Source organism: Paenibacillus sp. 79R4, assembly GCF_013393165.1.
Classification (GTDB): domain Bacteria; phylum Bacillota; class Bacilli; order Paenibacillales; family Paenibacillaceae; genus Fontibacillus.
Genome location: NZ_QJOT01000004.1, coordinates 225,731 through 240,428 on the forward strand (window position 1 = coordinate 225,731; position 14,698 = coordinate 240,428).

17 protein-coding genes are annotated in these 14,698 nt (G+C 49.6%); 2 read left to right on the plus strand and 15 right to left on the minus strand.

What is annotated here, in order from left to right; genetic code table 11:
- Nucleotides 1–83: 83 nt before the first annotated feature.
- The 14 genes from DMN77_RS06995 to DMN77_RS07060 all read right to left on the minus strand — a co-directional run bounded on the left by DMN77_RS06995 (nucleotide 84) and on the right by DMN77_RS07060 (nucleotide 12,553).
- On the minus strand, nucleotides 84–1,718 hold the full coding sequence (locus tag DMN77_RS06995; RefSeq protein WP_082790158.1) for a spore germination protein: 1,635 nt from the start codon (nucleotides 1,716–1,718) through the stop codon (nucleotides 84–86).
- An 886-nt stretch (nucleotides 1,719–2,604) separates the two neighbouring features.
- Nucleotides 2,605–3,000, minus strand: a complete 396-nt coding sequence (locus DMN77_RS07000) for a stage V sporulation protein AB (RefSeq protein ID WP_068781835.1) — start codon at nucleotides 2,998–3,000, stop codon at nucleotides 2,605–2,607.
- A 26-nt stretch (nucleotides 3,001–3,026) separates the two neighbouring features.
- A complete protein-coding gene (locus DMN77_RS07005; RefSeq protein ID WP_068781789.1) occupies nucleotides 3,027–3,677 on the minus strand; it encodes a stage V sporulation protein AA in 651 nt (216 codons plus the stop codon).
- A 453-nt stretch (nucleotides 3,678–4,130) separates the two neighbouring features.
- Entirely contained in the window at nucleotides 4,131–4,886 is a 756-nt protein-coding gene (gene sigF, locus DMN77_RS07010) for an RNA polymerase sporulation sigma factor SigF (protein WP_068781790.1), read from the minus strand.
- A gap of 11 nt (nucleotides 4,887–4,897) precedes the next feature.
- The gene (gene spoIIAB / locus DMN77_RS07015; RefSeq protein ID WP_068781791.1) at nucleotides 4,898–5,350 is read right to left on the minus strand and encodes an anti-sigma F factor; all 453 of its coding nucleotides are present in this window, start codon (nucleotides 5,348–5,350) and stop codon (nucleotides 4,898–4,900) included.
- Entirely contained in the window at nucleotides 5,347–5,700 is a 354-nt protein-coding gene (gene spoIIAA, locus DMN77_RS07020) for an anti-sigma F factor antagonist (RefSeq protein WP_068781792.1), read from the minus strand. Before spoIIAA ends, spoIIAB begins: the two co-directional genes overlap by 4 nt.
- Nucleotides 5,701–5,792: 92 nt before the next feature.
- Nucleotides 5,793–6,980 carry a D-alanyl-D-alanine carboxypeptidase family protein gene (locus tag DMN77_RS07025; RefSeq protein WP_068781793.1) on the minus strand — a complete coding sequence of 396 codons (1,188 nt, stop codon included), beginning with the start codon at nucleotides 6,978–6,980 and terminating at the stop codon, nucleotides 5,793–5,795.
- A gap of 177 nt (nucleotides 6,981–7,157) precedes the next feature.
- Nucleotides 7,158–7,985 (minus strand): purine-nucleoside phosphorylase, encoded by an 828-nt coding sequence (locus tag DMN77_RS07030; protein WP_068781794.1) that lies wholly within the window; start codon nucleotides 7,983–7,985, stop codon nucleotides 7,158–7,160.
- 37 nt (nucleotides 7,986–8,022) lie between these two features.
- Nucleotides 8,023–8,949 carry a site-specific tyrosine recombinase XerD gene (gene xerD / locus DMN77_RS07035; RefSeq protein ID WP_256872273.1) on the minus strand — a complete coding sequence of 309 codons (927 nt, stop codon included), beginning with the start codon at nucleotides 8,947–8,949 and terminating at the stop codon, nucleotides 8,023–8,025.
- 30 nt (nucleotides 8,950–8,979) lie between these two features.
- On the minus strand, nucleotides 8,980–9,216 hold the full coding sequence (locus tag DMN77_RS07040) for a DUF4227 family protein (protein ID WP_068781796.1): 237 nt from the start codon (nucleotides 9,214–9,216) through the stop codon (nucleotides 8,980–8,982).
- 243 nt (nucleotides 9,217–9,459) lie between these two features.
- Nucleotides 9,460–9,927: a ferric iron uptake transcriptional regulator gene (gene fur, locus DMN77_RS07045; protein WP_179014154.1), complete on the minus strand. Its 468-nt coding sequence runs from the start codon at nucleotides 9,925–9,927 to the stop codon at nucleotides 9,460–9,462.
- A gap of 107 nt (nucleotides 9,928–10,034) precedes the next feature.
- Entirely contained in the window at nucleotides 10,035–10,661 is a 627-nt protein-coding gene (gene spoIIM / locus DMN77_RS07050; protein ID WP_179014156.1) for a stage II sporulation protein M, read from the minus strand.
- 122 nt (nucleotides 10,662–10,783) lie between these two features.
- On the minus strand, nucleotides 10,784–11,992 hold the full coding sequence (locus DMN77_RS07055) for an endonuclease Q family protein (protein WP_068781837.1): 1,209 nt from the start codon (nucleotides 11,990–11,992) through the stop codon (nucleotides 10,784–10,786).
- A 6-nt stretch (nucleotides 11,993–11,998) separates the two neighbouring features.
- Nucleotides 11,999–12,553 carry an NUDIX domain-containing protein gene (locus DMN77_RS07060; protein WP_195714290.1) on the minus strand — a complete coding sequence of 185 codons (555 nt, stop codon included), beginning with the start codon at nucleotides 12,551–12,553 and terminating at the stop codon, nucleotides 11,999–12,001.
- A 115-nt stretch (nucleotides 12,554–12,668) separates the two neighbouring features.
- Here DMN77_RS07060 and mciZ point away from each other — a divergent pair, with 115 nt between their 5' ends.
- Both mciZ and DMN77_RS07070 read left to right on the plus strand, forming a co-directional pair.
- Nucleotides 12,669–12,809: a Z-ring formation inhibitor MciZ gene (mciZ, locus tag DMN77_RS07065; RefSeq protein ID WP_082790155.1), complete on the plus strand. Its 141-nt coding sequence runs from the start codon at nucleotides 12,669–12,671 to the stop codon at nucleotides 12,807–12,809.
- Between the two features lie 26 nt (nucleotides 12,810–12,835).
- Nucleotides 12,836–13,507, plus strand: a complete 672-nt coding sequence (locus DMN77_RS07070) for a tetratricopeptide repeat protein (protein WP_068781799.1) — start codon at nucleotides 12,836–12,838, stop codon at nucleotides 13,505–13,507.
- A gap of 47 nt (nucleotides 13,508–13,554) precedes the next feature.
- Here DMN77_RS07070 and DMN77_RS07075 read toward each other — a convergent pair whose 3' ends face one another.
- Complete coding sequence (locus DMN77_RS07075; RefSeq protein WP_068781800.1) at nucleotides 13,555–14,679, minus strand: M20/M25/M40 family metallo-hydrolase; 1,125 nt, start codon at nucleotides 14,677–14,679, stop codon at nucleotides 13,555–13,557.
- Nucleotides 14,680–14,698 lie beyond the last annotated feature (19 nt).

Sequence of the window (14,698 nt, forward strand, 5' to 3'; positions counted from 1 at the left end):
CACCAGTATAGCAAACAAACGGTGAACTGAAAAATGGATTATTGTGAACATGATTTGTGTTATTTGGTAGACACGCCCACCATCTATTCGTTCTGCGGCATCCGCGTGCGGTCACGCGGCTTGTTGAAAGACGGTCTTTGCTTGGATGTCATAACCGGAACCCGGAACAATATCGCAGCCATTGCTTTGGCATTAAACGGGATAAATGGCCACAAATAAGGCGAGTTATAGGAACGTTGAAAAGTTAGGAACAGAATATACAACGTTGTTCCGACAACAAGGCCAGGCCCGCCAAATATAGCCACCGCGACGAGCAGGAACAACCGGACCATCCGATTGGCCAGCCCCAATTCATAACTTGGCGTTGCGAACATCCCGATCGCTGCGATCGCCATATACAAAATGACCTCGTTGATGAACAAGCCCGTTTTAACGGCAATATCACCGATCATAATCGCCGCGATCAAGCCCATTGCGGAGGCCAGCGGCGTTGGAGTATGCACTGCGGCCATGCGCATCAAATCCACGCCAAACTCTACAAGCAGGAATTGGGCGATTAGAGGAATTTTCGCTTTATCATGCGGACCGACAAAGTCTAGTATAGCCGGCTTGAATTCCGGATGCATCACAATCAACAGCCATAATGGCAGTAGAAATAGCGACGCAAAAATACCAAAAAAGCGGACCCATCTTAGATAAGTGCCCATGAAAGCAGTTTGCCTGTTCTCTTCGGCGTGTTGGCATAAATCAAAGAAGGTCGTAGGCAAAATAATGACACTGGGCGAAGTATCAACGAATAATACAATCCTTCCTTCGAGTAAATGGGAAGCGACGACATCCGGGCGCTCGGAATATCGGACATGAGGGTACGGGCTCCAGCCTCTGTGCAAAATAGCTTCTTCCAGCTGTTTGTCGGCCAGCGGAATTCCGTCTATGTCTAAGCTGGTTAGTTTCTTCCGGACTGCTCCAATCTCCAGCTTATCGGCGATATCATCAATATAGGCCAGACTTACATCTGTCTTTGTCCGCCTGCCCACCTGAAAGGCCTCGAACTTCAACCCAGGGTCACGAAGCCGCCGCCGCACCAGAGACACATTTGTCAGCATCGTCTCCGTAAAGCCATCCCTGGCTCCGCGAACGACCCGTTCAAGCGACGGTTCTTCCGGACTACGCACCGGATATTGACGCGTATCCATAATAATCGCCGTTTGTTCGCCCTCTATGAAGAAAGCGCTCATCCCGATCAGGATGTTATCAATCACAACGCTTAATTCCTCAGCCTTCTCCACCTGAATATGCGGGATATACATTTCGAAAAAGGATCGCATTGCCCCCCCGGACAAATTGTCCGGCGTTAAATAAGTGAGCCGTTTAATAATCTCCAGCATAATCTCGCTGTCTGCGAAGCCATTAATGAAGAGCATGCCCGTCTTCTTGCCAGCGAAGCTCATTTCGCGGAAGACGACATCAAAGCTCTTGCCAAGACCGATCACTTCTTCAAGCGTTCGTTTCGTTGTGGCTAGACTTCTGCTGATTCTATCGCTCTGCTGCCAATATATGATGGAATCCTCGAGGGAGTCAGACTTTTCTGCGTCCCTTTTTTGCTGAACCTCTTTTTTGGTCCAAATGCCTATATGAGGCTCCTCTGCAGGAGTCTTCTTATCGGTATCCTGCTCCGCCTGTTTTTCCTGATCCGATTCTTGAATAAAGCCAGGCATATTCTCGCCATCAGCATGTTCCCGGATATGATCATTTTCTTGGTCCATCGTATAATAGCTCCCTTCGAAAATATGGCTGCGATATTCTTGAAATTCATTAATGGGCAACAGGGCTAAAGCGGCCTTCGGTTACAATTCCTCACCTTAATTCAATAAGATTCAAAAATCCGGTTTTCAACACCGAGAAGGTTGGATGAAGCTTAGGGGCCGAGGACGGAACGTACGGTTTGGGTACGTGAGCACCGGAGGGCCCGGCTGAATTCAAGATTCGATGCCGAATCCGCTCCCCCGGTCTACCTCGTGGTCAAAAGCGGATTTTTGAATTTCCTCATTTCAGTAAAGATTCAAAAATCCGGTTTTCAACACCGAGAAGGTTGGATGAAGCTTAGGGGTCGAGGAGCGGAACGTACGGTTTGGGTACGTGAGCACCGGAGGGCCCGGCTGAATTCAAGATTCGATGCCGAATCCGCTCCCCTGATCTACCTCGTGGTCAAAAGCGGATTTTTGAATTTCCTCATTTCAGTAAAGATTCAAAAATCCGGTTTTCAACACCGAGAAGGTTGGATGAAGCTTAGGGGCCGAGGAGCGGAACGTACGGTTTGGGTACGTGAGCACCGGAGGGCCCGGCTGAATTCAAGATTCGATGCCGAATCCGCTCCCCCGGTCTACCTCGTGGTCAAAAGCGGATTTTTGAATTTCCTCATTTCAGTAAAGATTCAAAAATCCGGTTTTCAACACCGAGAAGGTTGGATGAAGCTTAGGGGCCGAGGAGCGGAACGTACGGTTTGGGTACGTGAGCACCGGAGGGCCCGGCTGAATTCAAGATTCGATGCCGAATCCGCTCCCCTGGTCTACCTCGTGGTCAAAAGCGGATTTTTGAATTTCCTTACGGATTGTAAATGAACCATTCGAATAGCGAGCCAGCTACCTTCCCAAACACCATCGCCAGCAGCAAGCCAAATAAGTACCGCTGCATATGAAGCCGTTTGGCAATGATCGGCAGAACGTTCAGCACCTCGGTTAATGCGGCCGCCAGCATGCCGATAAAAATACCATTAAACAGGCCGACAACACCGCTGAACGCCCAAGGTCCGGCTATTTTCCAATTCCAGAAATCAGCGATCGTACCGAGAAAGGAGCCGCTGACCATCGCGCCTTCATACCAGTGAACTTTATCGAAGGTTCGTGTAATCTGAGCCAGACGTGGAATCATATCCAGCACGATAAATAAAGCGATAACCCCGGCACCGACGGCGACTCCTCCAGCAAATCCGAGAAACATAAGACCACCGTATATCACCGCAACGCTCAAAGGGGCTTCTCCCCCTTCTGCTTAGCCTCTTGTTCGCTCATCCGTTTATATTCCTCAGCAACCACATATTGATTCAGATTTTCCTGGTACAGGAACATCTCGACCTCAAGCGGGGTAGGCTCCTCATTCCATTTCTTCTTGAATAGATGATTGAAGAAGATGATCATCCCAAAGCCGATGCCAAGGGAGTACGCGCCTTGAAAAAGATAAGGGTGCTCGTCCCGGTGACCCGTAATCATCTCCACGATTCGCACCTGAACCTCCGGCATGCTTACATCAGCATGGAAGTTCATGATCGTCAATGCGGCTCCAAAGAACAGCAGGAGCCAGACAGCCGCAAATAGCAGAAGTGAAGGCTTCTTCTCCTTCACGATCATTTCGATCAGCACATGCGACTCGCCGATTACTTCCACCTGAGCCGTCGGAAAGCGCTGCTTGATCACAGAAATCACTTGCAGGGTATCAATCACGATCAGATTGCCATCGCTCTTCTCCGGACGTTCCAGCTCCAAATTTAGCAGGACTTCTTCTTGATGAGGCTCGGCGAGTACGCGAGCGATGTCGCGGAGATGAATGGGTGAGCCAACCGGAAGCCTGACCTGCTTGCGCAGCCGAACATAAATGCAGGGATGAGGTATTGGATTCAATGATAGCCACCCCTTTTTTTCGTAATGTCCATAGTATGCCAAGGGAGACTTACATTTACTCGAAAGTTATGACATTCGCGGTTTAAGGCGCTAATAAGACGGTCAAAAAAGTCCGTTAGAACAAGAACAACACAATCTTGTACCCTAACGGACACTTTTGACCTTTAGAAGCAAAAATCAGCAGTTTCCCGCGCTCCTTTCCTCTATAATGGACAAAATTGACCGTTACAAGCAGGACGAACTAAAAATTGGACGCTAACGGTCCAAAATGTCCGGCTACTACTCCGGACTGCACCAAAGCACATGAGGATCAGCAGCATCTATGGGCATGCAAAAGGGGTTGTCTAAGGGTCAAAAATTCAACCCTTGAGACAACCCCTGTCTTTCAATCGCATCGAGCTTATCACAGACCTAAATCTTAGAGCAGCGATCCAACGTCATCCACTGGAACAGCTATTGAGCAATCTGATCGCGAATGCTCTGTAGAATTTTCTTCTCCAGCCTGGACACCTGAACCTGGGAAATGCCAAGCCTGGCCGCAACCTCGGATTGCGTCTGATCGCGATAATAGCGCAAATACACAATCAGCCGCTCCCGCTCTGACAAGCCGTCGATCGCCTCATGCAGAGCCAGCTTGTCGAACCAGCGTTCCTGGGACTCATCGGCGATCTGATCCATCAGTGTAATCGGGTCGCCATCATTCTCGAACACCGTCTCATGGATAGAGGCTGGCGGTTTATTGGCCTCCTGGGCGAATACGACATCCTCCGGCGTTACCCCGAGCTCCTCCGCCACTTCCTTCACCGTCGGCAGCCGGTTCAGCACCTTGGACAGCTCGTCCTTCTTCTTGCGTACCTTATTCGCCATTTCCTTCAACGAACGGCTAACCTTCAGCGTTCCATCATCACGCAGGAAGCGCTGAATTTCCCCGATAATCATCGGAACCGCATAGGTTGAGAATTTGACGTCATAGCTTAGATCGAATTTATCCACCGACTTTAACAGTCCGATGCAGCCGATTTGGAACAAATCCTCCGGCTCGTAGCCGCGATTCATAAACCGCTGCACGACCGACCAGACCAGCCTTGTGTTGCAGCTTACGAGCCTGTCCCTGGCCACATTATCTCCGGCCTGGCTCAAGGCGATCAGCCTTTTCACTTCCGCATCGTCCAAATACTCTCTCGAGGCTTGCTTCACTTCGGCATCCATATCTCCAACCCCTAATTGTATAAAGCTTTCTTTGATACGATCCTCTTCTTCATCCGAATCGAAGTGCCGCCGCCAACCTCGCTCGCGACGTCGAACTCATCCATAAAATTCTCCATGATGGTAAAACCCATCCCGGACCGTTCCAGCTCCGGCTTGGAAGTGTATAGCGGCTGCTTGGCCAGCTCCAGGTCTTCGATCCCGCGGCCTTTGTCTTCGATGAGCAGGGTAATCGTATCCTCCTCAATCCAGGCGGAAATCGTGACGACCCCTTCCGAATTTTCCTCATAACCATGGATTATAGAGTTTGTGACCGCTTCAGACACTACGGTCTTCAAATCTGTAATCTCATCCATCGTCGGATCCAGCTGAGAGACAAAAGCGGCTACCGTTACTCTGGCGAAGGACTCATTCTCCGATTTTGCCGCGAATTGCAAGGTCATAAAGTTACGGTTGTTCTCCATCATAAAGCGACCTCCAACTCCGAGAGCGCATTGCTCTCATTTTCATAAATAGACATAATCTTGAACAAGCCTGACATCTCCAGTAAGCGGTATACCGGAGGATTCACATCGCTGACAACCATCTTTCCGCCCTTTTGCTTAATCAGCTTATAACGTCCGAGTATAACTCCAAGCCCTGAGCTGTCCATGAATTGCAGCGATTTGAGACTGAGCAGGAGATTACGGCAGCCTTCTCGGCCAATCTCCTCATCCATACGCATACGCACCAAATCCGCTGTATGGTGATCCAGTTCACCGGATAAACGTACAATCAGCGTCTCACGATGCCTAACAGTTTCCATTTGCAAATTCACGTCTGTTCACTCTCCTCCCTGACATGAACACAACAATTCTACATGACTTCGAACGAATCCTGCTCTATGACAAAACTAGAAGAAAAAACCTATTAATCTACAAAAAACATATGTGCGGCCGTTCGTTTAAATAAGGTCCAAAAGCCCGCCTTGTTAATCGCGGTAGCCGCATTCAGATCGAACTCAGCCAGCGTCCGTCCATCCTGGACAATCAGCAGTTGGCCAATCAATTGCCCTTCCTTGACAGGGGCGGCAATCTTCTCGGGAACAACCAGCTTTTGCGTAATATTTTCCAGCTTGGAGCCCTTCTTGACCAGAACGCTCATCGTCTTGGTAGCGGTCAGTTCAAGCTGCGCGGCCTCCCCCTTCTGAACCTTAACTTTGCCGATCACCTCGCCGGATTTATAGATCGGTTGCAGCGCATATTGCGAAAATGCATAGTCAAACATCGCGGATACTTCACTGTTACGCGTCTTTGTATTCGGCTCTCCAAGCACGACCGCAATCAAACGCATTCCATCGCGCTTCGCTGTCGCTGCCAGACAGAACTTGGCTTCTGAGGTATAGCCCGTCTTAAGGCCATCTGCCCCGCTGTAGAAGCGGACCAGCTTGTTCGTATTCACGAGCCAGAATGGCTTAGGGGAATCCTTGCGCAAGTAATCCTGATAGGAACCTGTGTACTTCGTAATCCCCTCATATTTCAGCAATTCGCGACTCATCATGGCGATATCATGAGCAGAGCTGTAGTGATCGGCTACCGGTAATCCATTGCAGTTGGCAAAATGGGTGTCCTTGAGCCCAAGCTCTTGAGCCCGCTCATTCATCAGCTTGACAAAGCCCTGTTCCGAGCCTGCGATCTTCTCTGCCAACGCCACGGAAGCGTCATTGCCGGAGGCCATTGCTATTCCCTTCAATAGATCGTCGACCGTCATTTCTTCCCCGACCTCGAGGAAAATTTGCGAGCCGCCCATCGATGAAGCATGCTCACTCGTCGTCACCTTATCTGTCAGCTTCAAGCGACCCTCATCGATCGCTTCCATCGTCAGCAGCATCGTCATAATTTTCGTTATACTGGCAGGCGGCAGCTTCTCATGACTATGTTTCTCATAAATAACCGTCCCGGTGTCCGCATCTATCAGGATAGCGGAACGAGCATTCTCCGCCAGCGTCAGTACTTCTGCGTTATCGCGCGCCCCTCCGTCCTCTGCCAAAGCCGCGATAGGCCCTGCAGATACTGTCAATATAAGAGCCATTAGCCCACTGATTAGCAGTTTCTTCAAGCGGTTGTTCCCCCTTTATACTAAAAGTCTGGATTCTGCTAACCTAGTATGCTCCATTTCATGGCATTATATTCCTGCATGACGTGTCATCAATAAAAAAAGCGACGTTCCCCTGAGGCTTATGCCTTGTACAGGAACGTCGCTTTGGTTAAAGTTTTATTATACTTGATCTCCTAATCAGAGCTGCGGTATGATCGTCTGTACCAGACGAAGGAACTGCTCGCGTACACGATCCGTCGTCTCCATGACTTCGGCATGGGATAAAGGCTGATCCAAAATCCCCGCCGCCATGTTGCTGATACAGGAGATACCAAGCACCTCAAGCCCCGCATGGCTCGCTACAATGACTTCTGAGACAGTGGACATGCCGACAGCGTCCGCGCCCAGTGTACGCAGCATGCGAATCTCTGCCGGGGTCTCATAGGACGGCCCAAGCAATCCAGCATACACGCCTTCCTGGAGCGAGAACCCCAGCTTGTCCGCAGCAGACCGGGCCAGCTCGCGCAATCTGCGACTGTAAGCCTGCGACATATCCGGGAAACGCGGTCCAAGCTCATCGTCATTGGCACCGATCAGCGGGTTCTTCCCTGTCATATTGAGATGATCGGAAATAAGCATCAGATCGCCTGGAGTGAAGGAGGTATTAACACCACCGGCCGCATTGGTAACGAGCAGCGTCTTTACGCCCAGTTCTTTCATGACCCGCACAGGGAATGCCGTCAATTCAGGACCGTAACCCTCATACATATGGAAGCGGCCCTTCATCATAGCGATCGGCTTGCCCTGCACTTGACCGATTAACAACTCACCAGCATGTCCTTCTACCGTGGACTGCGGGAAGTGAGGAATATCCGCATAGGAAATGCTGACCGCCTGTTCCATGTGGTCGGCAAGAATTCCAAGACCAGAGCCGAGAATCAGCCCGACCTCCGGCTTCATCTGGGCCACGGACGAAATATAATCGGCCGCCTCTACAATCATTTCTTTAGTAAGTGTCATTATCATTTCTCCTTAAGTTATATTAAAGGGCCTTACGCATCTTTTACTCCTTGGTACGGTCGGATCGATCTTCTATTTGCCGCTTTGCCCGGGGATGAAAGGAATCGTACACCGCTTTTAGATTTCCTCCCGATTTATTCAAATAGAGCTGTAGAGTCGAAGCGCTCTGATTGCCTAACATCTCTTGCACAGCACGCACATCCGCCCCACCCTGAAGTAAATGCACAGCGAAGGAATGTCGTAAAGTGTGTGGAGTAATCGGCTTGTTGATCCCGGCCTCCGCCCCGTATTTCTTCACGATCTTCCAAAACCCTTGACGGCTCAGCATTCCTCCCTGACGATTTGAGAACAAGGGGCCTTGGCCCGCTTCCTTCACCCATCTTGGACGGCAATCCTTCAAATAACGGCCCAGCCATTCTATCGTTATGGGCCCAACAGGAATAATTCGCTCTTTACCATTCTCCCCTGCACAGCGCAGAAATTGCAGCTGCAAATGAATGTCGCTTACCTCCAGAGAGATCAGCTCGCTTACTCGAATTCCTGTAGCATACAATAATTCAAGCATCGCCTTGTCCCTTAATCCCAAGGGGGTATCCGGATCAGGCATGTCCAGCAAAGCTTCCGTCTCTTCAATGGTTAACGTCTCAGGTGGAGTCCTGTCCATTCTCGGAGACATAATCATCAGGAACGGATCATGATCCATCATCCGCTCCTGCAGCAAGTAATGTATAAAAGACCGTAGAGTCACAGTGACCCTGGCGATGGTCGCTGGCGACTTGCCCTTCTCCTTCAGAGCGGAGAAATAGAGCAAAATCCCGGCCCGGGTGACCTCATTAAAATCATCGATTCCACGGCTCTGCAAATAAGCTGCAAACTGCTGTAAATCGCGGGTGTATGCTTCCTGCGTTCGCTCACTCAGACCTTTACGATCCGCCAATTGCGATATAAAAGAGGCAATAACCTGTTGCAATTCATCGCCCTCTCTCATCCTAATCTATCATTATTCACCATACCAAAAAAATAACTTCAACCTTTGCAGCGGGGTCTCCGGATCTACCGCCTCCATACTTCCTGCATGAAAGGCCTTCACCGCTGAGCCCTCCGGAATGCGATATTTATCCATCGGGAGCAAAGCTACATCCAGGTAGCTAAACGCTTTGTATAAAGCATAAGCAAGCATAATAAATACAACTACATACTTCAATAGACGTAGACTCTTGCGCAAAGAAATGACCATCGCTCTCCCCTACCTTTGCCACGGATTGCCGACCTGTTCCGCCATGGAACGAGAACCGCATTTGTACAAGTATATATCTAATCCGCCAGGTTTATGAGAGCTTCTACCCCTTTTATTGTACATGCAAAAGCAAGCAAATAACAGATTCGACTATCGTACAACCGAAGACAAAAATAAGACAGAGCGGTTAATCAGCTCTGCCTTATTGTCATTTACTTAATTATAATGGCCATCTTCCGGCTATTACTCTTCCGTCTTTTCCGTTTTATCTGCCTTATCCTTACAACGATGACAGATCCCCTGGAAGTCAAGACGATGATCAAGAACCGTAAAATTATATTCTTTCTCCAGACGTTCTTCTAATGGCCCAAGCCAATCCTCACGTATCTCATCCATTGCCCCACATTGAACGCAGATCAAATGGTGGTGGTGATGCTTGTTCGTATCGGTTCGCAAATCATATCTGGCTACACCGTCGCCGAAGTTGATCTTCTCAACGACATGAAGTTCACTAAGTAACTCCAGGGTCCGGTATACGGTAGCCAAACCTATCTCAGGAGCTTTATCTTTAACGAGCATGAATACATCTTCAGCACTAAGATGATCTTCTTCATTCTCGAGCAATACGCGAACCGTGGCTTCCCGCTGGGGCGTCAATTTATAGCCATGGGATTGTAACTCTTGTTTGATTTTCTCGACTTTCACTTCCACGTTCTCCCTCCCCAAGCATCGCCGACATTAAGCTGCTTTAATAATTCGCTTCTTTCATTATAGGGGGAGTTAATCAACAAAGTCAAACATTTTGCTAGAGTGAGAACCTATATCAATAGCGGGGTCACCCAGCTCATGAGCTCGGGAGATATCCAGGTCTCAAAGGTGGAAATAGCCAGCAGGATCGCCGCCATAGCCAGCGTTAGCGAAGTATACGAAAAGAAGGGCCTGGCCGCACTTCCGCTGCGATGCAAAAGCACCCGATTGCGAATAATGCTTAATGAAAATCCCACCGCGGCTACGCTCGCGATCAGCAGTGCCGGGATAACGATCAAATTATGCGGGGCGACGGACACAATGGCGAACAGCAGACCTTTCCATGTGAACTGTCCGACCAGACATCCTACCGTAAAGCCGATCAGAACTCCCTTAAGAAAATCAAGAATAAGAATTCCCGGCAATCCGATAACCGAAAGACCCAGTAGCCAGATCAAGCCCAGCCACTTCAAATGCAGGCTTGCTACTGCCCAGAAGGATAAGGTCTGGAATGAAGTTCCTCCATCGTTCACCGATACGAAAAAGTCCCCCAAATAGCGAGACAAATCCTGTTGCTGCTCTAATGTTAAGGCATTGACCATCAGTGCGCCGAACACAACCCCCATCAAAAATAATACACTGACAAATACATATAACGGTGTCTGATCCCGTAAGGAGTGACGAATTGGTTGCAGCATTGGGAGCCCCCTTCTAATCCAGCTTCAATATCTCTGAGGATTCAAGATGTAACCTTGATTATCCTGATAATACAAGCTATGAAGAAGTCCGCTCCCTTATGCTTAAGTTCCAGCATGTCCTGCTATTCTTGCACAACCTTGCCGTATATCCCGCCGCCTCCAGCCTGAAGATGCAATGTACCGGCGCGGGCAGCGCATATTTTGTCTGCCAATTCTTCACCAACGACCTCCGACAACTGCTCCTTGGAGACATGATGCAAAATATTCATTTCCGTACCAAACACCGCCAATAGCTGATTAAGCTTCGACGGCCCCAGGCCCGGGATAAATTCCAGCGGGACCTGATAATGATACGGCGGCCTGAACTCCGGTATACTCGATTCTCTACGGTCGGCGATCGATTGAATTCGGTCCAGAACCCCCCGTACAAGCTTGGTACTTCCGCAATATGGACAACGATCCACCGATACTTCCGCTTCATCAATGATGTAGTTGCAGCTGCCGCAGTATGTGCGATGATACTTCCCAAGCCGCGGGTTGAGACCGTAATTGCCGGCAACCTTTCTTCCGTCCTTGCCGCGGAGGGCAAATTCAAACTCCCGATAAGTCGGGGCCTGCAACATCATTTTATTGTACTCCCTGCCAATCTTGCCCAAGGAATGTGCGTCCGAGTTTGTTAGTATCGTGTATTGATCCAGCTCGCTGATCAACCCGGCCATCTCTGAATCTGCGCTCAGGCCCAGCTCAACCGCACTGATCAATCCGGGATCGAGCACATCTGAAATTCGCGGAGCACAGCTTCCGTATATACTCCGATGCGGTGTGAAAATATGCGCAGGGATGACCAATCCGCCCCGCCGATACACTTCTTCCTGCAGTTCGCGCGCAGGCACATATACCCGCTGCGAGCTAAGCTGGACATTCTTCATCCTTGGCTTCAACCATTCTGTGAAGGAACGCATCGTCTCGAAATACGGAAAAAATACGAGCAGATGGGCCGGCCCCATGCCTGGCTCCCTGATTTCCAATTCACTGCCGAGCAGCAGAGTCGTCCCTTCGTATGCGATGCCACCATCTGCAAGCTCCTGCATTTGCCCCTGCTCCAGGCTGGTTATGATATCCGCTTGAACACCAGGTGAATGACAATCGATGATGCCGACCAGTTGAATTCCTTTGCGCTCGGCAGCTTCTTTAGCAATATTGGCAAACGTGAGGTTACGGCTGCCGCTGATTTTCACCGGATCCCCCGCTTCGGTTCTGCCAATATGAATATGCAAATCAGCAAAATATGAGGAGAGGTTTGCGTGGTTCATTTCATTTGAGCTATTCATTGCCATCTACTTCCCTGCCTGCTGAGTCAGCCTGCGCTGCTGCCAGATATAAAAGGCTACCATCGTCTTGGCATCAGCAATTCGCCCCTCAGCGAGATATTGCTGAGCTTCTTCAAAGCTAACCTCGTAGACCTCAAGGAATTCATCCTCATCGGGCGACATCTCCCCGCTCGTTAACTCCTCGGCTAAATACAGATGAATTATCTCATCTGAGAAGCCTGGAGCCGTATAGAAGGAATGCAGATGCGTCATACGCTCGCAGCGATAGCCGGTTTCCTCTTGAAGCTCACGGGCAGCAGCCTCCATCGGTTCTTCACCTTTCTCCAGCTTACCTGCTGGAATTTCCAGCTCACAGCGGCCCATCGCTTGGCGGAATTGATCAACCATCAGCAGCCTTTCATTGTGAAAAGCGAGCACGGCCACTGCTCCGGGATGCTTCACAATCTCCCTCGTAGCTGTGCTTCCGTCCGGTAGTTCTACTGTATCCACCTGTAATGAAATTACCTTCCCCTTAAAAACCGGCTCAGTCGAAATGGTCTTCTCCATCAGTTTATCTGTCATATGATCTATGATCCTCCTCATGAAATATTCGATCCTTCATTAAGTCACTCATAACTTGTCCGCTTCGGACATATGGTGTTATTATACCAAACCTCCATGTAAAGGAGCAGCGCTCATGAAAAGCTATTTTTCAAAAAAATCAGTTCGTGTTCAAGGCAAAGCCTGGCAAGTTCGTATTATGCTCAACCAATGGCAAAAAGAAGCAGGAAAATCCGCCAAAGTTAGAGATTTTATTCGAACGCGGGCCAACAAATAGTAGAATATAAAAGAGGTGAATGAATAATGGCACACAGACCGCCGCAATTAGATAGCACGTCTGATATTCCGGATTTGGAGCGCACAGAAGAACTAAATTCAATGCTTACCCGCTTGGAAAGCACTAGCGATTCTGCAGAGGTGCCTGAATATAATTATTTTGACCGCTCCGAGCTTATTCAGTACTCCGTGTCATCCGGCATGTTGAATGCAGCCGCTAAGCTGACCGGTAACAGCGACCCGGTGTTACAATGCGTCCTGATTTCCAGCCTCTATGAGGCAGGTTATAGAGAACTGGCGGAGCAGCACCTCCTCGAAATAGAGCATAAGCTGCTTCCCCCTAAGGCTCCTTATCAGGAGGCCGCCAGGATATACGGAGAAATTCTGTATGATCAAACCCGTTATGAAGAAGCCGCTGCGATCTTTACCGCCTTGGCTGAAACCTGCCCTTCCATGGCTTCATTGCGTTATGGCGCAGCCGCCTGCCGTCTCCAGGAGAAGGTTCTGCGACTGAGAAGGCGGATGGAATTGTACCACCCGGATCAGGATGAACGGCTTAAAATCGAGAAGTATATTCACGGATTTTTGGACACGCTGGCTTTAGTCGAGCAAACGCATTGGCATTCGACAGGGACTGACAAACAAAGAAGTAATCTGCCGGAGCATTTAAACGCCAACATCAAACAAAACCGCTCATAAGCCCTTAACGGCTGTTGAACGGTTTTCTTTGTCGTTGATTACTATTTTTATTTTACGGTCTGTGCAATGATCTCCAAAGCCAACTCAGCAGTCTTCACAATATCCTCAGCCTTGATCCGTTCACGTGTCGTATGAATGTCCTCATAGCCAACAGCCAGATTTACAGTTGGAATGCCCAGTCCATTGAAGATATTGGCGTCGCTGCCGCCACCCGACATAAATGTTGTGCCTGACAGTCCCAGCTTCCCTGCTGCTTGCTGCGCCAGAACAACCACTGGCTCCTGCTCGGAGAGGTGAAAGGAAGGATATACGATCGTACTGTTAAAGACTCCCTTGGTATGATAATCCCGACAGGTCGATTCCACCGCTTCCTTCATTCCGGCAATTTGTCGCTCCAGCTTCGCCTGCGAGGTGCTGCGCGCCTCGGCATATAGCTTCACATGATCAGGGACGATATTCGTCTCTCCCCCGCCTTCGAACTTGCCGATATTCGCTGTAGTCTCCTCATCAATCCGTCCAAGCGTCATACGCGCAATCGTCTTGCCTGCCACTTGGATCGCACTGATGCCATCCTCCGGATTCACCCCGGCATGAGCCGATTTCCCATAGATATCGATCGTAATGAGGGCACGGGAAGGAGAAGCTACACAGATCGTGCCTACATCCCCGTTGGAATCAAAGGCAAAGCCAAATTTGGCATCAAGCAAGCCAGTATCCAGCGCCCGAGAGCCTGTCATGCCCATTTCCTCACCTACGGTGATAACGAACTGGATTTGCCCATGCGGTAAATTGCGCTCGCGCAGCACTTGAATGACCTCCAGCAACGAGGCTACACCAGCCTTATCATCAGAGCCAAGAATCGTCGTACCGTCACTGCGGATCCAGCCATCCTCCCCAACGATAGGATTAATTCCTGCTCCGGGAGCGACCGTATCCATATGACTCGTGAACAAAAATGGCTCGGCATTGGTCTGAACGCTCGGCTTCAAAGTCGCGATCAGATTTCCGGCACCATGTCCCGTTTTGGCCATAGAATCGTCCTCAACAACTTCAAGTCCCAGTTCCGTAAATTTATGAATCAGAACATCGGCAATTTCCCGCTCATGCTTCGTCTCGCTGTCAATGCGGACCAATTCCAGGAAGAGTTGAATCAATCTTTCCTTATTGATCATTGGACTTTCCTCTCTTTCG

Bases quoted from the DNA above. Each gene is read 5' to 3' on its own strand.
- DMN77_RS06995 (WP_082790158.1), bottom strand. From the start codon at position 1,718: ATGCCTGGCTTTATTCAAGAATCGGATCAGGAAAAACAGGCGGAGCAG.
- DMN77_RS07000 (WP_068781835.1), bottom strand. From the start codon at position 3,000: ATGTTTCTCGGATTTGCTGGAGGAGTCGCCGTCGGTGCCGGGGTTATC.
- sigF (WP_068781790.1), bottom strand. From the start codon at position 4,886: ATGGATGCCGAAGTGAAGCAAGCCTCGAGAGAGTATTTGGACGATGCG.
- spoIIAB (WP_068781791.1), bottom strand. From the start codon at position 5,350: ATGATGGAGAACAACCGTAACTTTATGACCTTGCAATTCGCGGCAAAA.
- DMN77_RS07030 (WP_068781794.1), bottom strand. From the start codon at position 7,985: ATGATAATGACACTTACTAAAGAAATGATTGTAGAGGCGGCCGATTAT.
- DMN77_RS07040 (WP_068781796.1), bottom strand. From the start codon at position 9,216: ATGGTCATTTCTTTGCGCAAGAGTCTACGTCTATTGAAGTATGTAGTT.
- spoIIM (WP_179014156.1), bottom strand. From the start codon at position 10,661: ATGCTGCAACCAATTCGTCACTCCTTACGGGATCAGACACCGTTATAT.
- DMN77_RS07055 (WP_068781837.1), bottom strand. From the start codon at position 11,992: ATGAATAGCTCAAATGAAATGAACCACGCAAACCTCTCCTCATATTTT.
- DMN77_RS07060 (WP_195714290.1), bottom strand. From the start codon at position 12,553: ATGACAGATAAACTGATGGAGAAGACCATTTCGACTGAGCCGGTTTTT.
- mciZ (WP_082790155.1), top strand. From the start codon at position 12,669: ATGAAAAGCTATTTTTCAAAAAAATCAGTTCGTGTTCAAGGCAAAGCC.
- DMN77_RS07070 (WP_068781799.1), top strand. From the start codon at position 12,836: ATGGCACACAGACCGCCGCAATTAGATAGCACGTCTGATATTCCGGAT.
- DMN77_RS07075 (WP_068781800.1), bottom strand. From the start codon at position 14,679: ATGATCAATAAGGAAAGATTGATTCAACTCTTCCTGGAATTGGTCCGC.